Source organism: Candidatus Eisenbacteria bacterium (genome assembly GCA_016867715.1).
Taxonomy (GTDB): Bacteria; Orphanbacterota; Orphanbacteria; order Orphanbacterales; family Orphanbacteraceae; genus VGIW01.
In genome coordinates this window covers 1-2,259 of record VGIW01000162.1, presented here as the reverse complement: position 1 = coordinate 2,259, position 2,259 = coordinate 1, and the positions used below count along the sequence as shown (strand labels likewise).

Sequence of the window (2,259 nt, the reverse complement as noted above, 5' to 3'; positions counted from 1 at the left end):
TACGGCACGCGGTCCTGTTCCGGGCCGCTCACCGGGTTCCTCCCCTCGTGCCGCTGCGCGACCGCGACCGAGCCGACCTCCTGGGGCGGCGTGAAGCGGATGTTCCGGTAGCGGGCGAAGCGCGCATCATCCGGCCGAGGGGGACACGCGGGGGCTCTCTCTTCGACTCCTACTCCCTCCGCAGCGCTTCGATCGGGTCCATGCGGGCGGCGCGGTTCGCGGGAACGATGCCGAAGATGAGGCCGATCGCCGCGGAGAAGAGAAGCGCGACGACGATCCAGAAGACCGAGACGCCGAGCGGGAAGCCGGTCGCGCGCGCGATCGCCGAGGCGAGAAGGAGCCCGCCGGCGACGCCGAGCACGCCCCCGAGCGCGGTGAGGGTCGCCGACTCGACGAGGAATTGAAAGAGCACGTCCCGCCGCCTTGCGCCGACCGACATGCGGAGCCCGACCTCGCGCGTCCTTTCCGCGACCGAGATCAGCATGATGTTCATGACCCCGATCCCGCCGACGAGGAGCCCGATCGACGAGATCGCGACGAGAACGAGCGCGATCGCGCCGGTGATCTTCCCGATCATCTCGGAGAACGCCGCGGAGGTCGTGATGTCGAAGTCGTTCTTCTCTCCCGGCCGAAGGCCGCGGTGGACGCGCATCGCGCGGACGAGCTCCTCCCGGGCCTCCGCGAGCGTGCGCCCCGGGGCCGGCGAGACGACGAGGTACCCTTCGTCCCATCGCGAGAGAAGATCCCTCGCGTAGGTCGTGTACGGGACGACCGCGTATCCCTCGCCGAGCTGTCCCATGATGTGCCGTCTCTCCTCGAACGTGCCAATCACTTCATATACGAATGTTCCGACGCGCACCGTCTTTCCGATCGGGTCCTCGTGCGGGAAGAGATCCTTGGCCGGGCCGTAGGCGAGGACGATGACCGAGCGCCTCCGATCGACCTCGTCCTGTGTGAGAAAGCGCCCGTGCTCCACCGGGAGATCGTGCACGTGGACGAAGGCGGGCGTGCACCCGATGATCTTGAGCGGCTGCGTGTGCTCCGCGCCGCGCTCGAGCACGCGAAGCCTTCCGTCCGGGTCGTAGCGGAAGTCGATCCGGGAAACCGAAGGCGCGAGACGGCGCACCGTCTCCGCCGCGTCCGGGTCGAGCTTCTTCCTTCGTTGCACGTCCTCCTCGCGGGGGTTCTCCTTCATGAGATCGAAGCGGCTCACCATGAGGAACGGCCGGTCCGCGCCCGCCATGTCGTGTTCGATCTGCTTGCCGAGCCCGACGAGGATCGTGACGACCGCGAGGATCGCCGCGATCCCGATCGCGACCCCGAGGATGAGAAGCCCGGAGCGGAGGCGGCGCGTTGCGATCGTGCGGAACGCCTGGCGGACGTTCTCGGCGAAGAGAACACCCCTCGCGGATCCTTCCGGCCGCGCGTCACTCATGGCGAAGCGCCTCCACCGGATCGAGCCGGGCCGCCCGGTTCGCCGGGTAGGTGCCGAAGACGATCCCGATCACGAACGTGACGCCGAGCCCCGCTGCGATCGCCCATCCCTTGATCGAGTAGGGGACCGGCGTGAGCGCGGAGACGAGCGCCGCGATGGAGAAGCCGAGAAGAACTCCGGTCGCCCCGCCGACGAGGGAGAGCGTGACTGATTCCGCGAGGAACTGCGAGAGGATGTTCCGCCGCGTGGCGCCGAGCGCCTTTCGGATGCCGATCTCGCGCGTCCTTTCGGTGACCGCGACGAGCATCACGTTCATGAGGACGACTCCGCCCACGACGAGCGCGATCGAGACGAGCGCGACGAGCGCCCGAAAGATCGCGTGCGAGATCCTTGCCCAGAGGTCGAGGATTCGCTCCGACGTGAGCACGGCGAAGTCGTCCGTCTCGGCCGGTTTCAAGCGGTGACGGACGCGCATCGCGAAGCGGATCTCGCCGATCAGGCGCTCGACCGAATCGGGGTCGGGCGCGCGGAACTTGAACGCGACCGATTCCTCGCCGCCGAACGTCTTCCGATAGGTCGTGATCGGGGTGATCACGAAGCGGTTTCGGCTCTCTCCGAGCTGCGAGGAGCGGGGCGCGCCGACGCCGATCACGCGCAAGTGCCGGCCTGCGATCTTGAACGTGCGCCCCAGCGGGTCTTCGTTCGGCCAGAGGCTCTCCGCGATCTCGCTTCCGATCACCGCGACCGGACGGCCTCTTTGAACCTCGAGAGGGGCGAGGCTTCGCCCGGCCGCGAGCGCGAGGTTCTCGATCGACGCGAACGAT

2 protein-coding genes are annotated in these 2,259 nt (G+C 68.2%); both read right to left on the bottom strand.

Annotation, left to right across the window (positions count from 1 at the left end; all coding sequences use genetic code 11):
* Nucleotides 1–169: 169 nt before the first annotated feature.
* Entirely contained in the window at nt 170–1,435 is a 1,266-nt protein-coding gene (locus tag FJY73_14315; GenBank protein MBM3321835.1) for an ABC transporter permease, read from the bottom strand.
* Nucleotides 1,428–2,259: ABC transporter permease (locus FJY73_14310; GenBank protein MBM3321834.1), on the bottom strand; the 832-nt coding region annotated here is incomplete at its 5' end. The genes FJY73_14315 and FJY73_14310, both read right to left, overlap by 8 nt.

Bases quoted from the DNA above. Each gene is read 5' to 3' on its own strand.
- FJY73_14315 (MBM3321835.1), bottom strand. From the start codon at position 1,435: ATGAGTGACGCGCGGCCGGAAGGATCCGCGAGGGGTGTTCTCTTCGCC.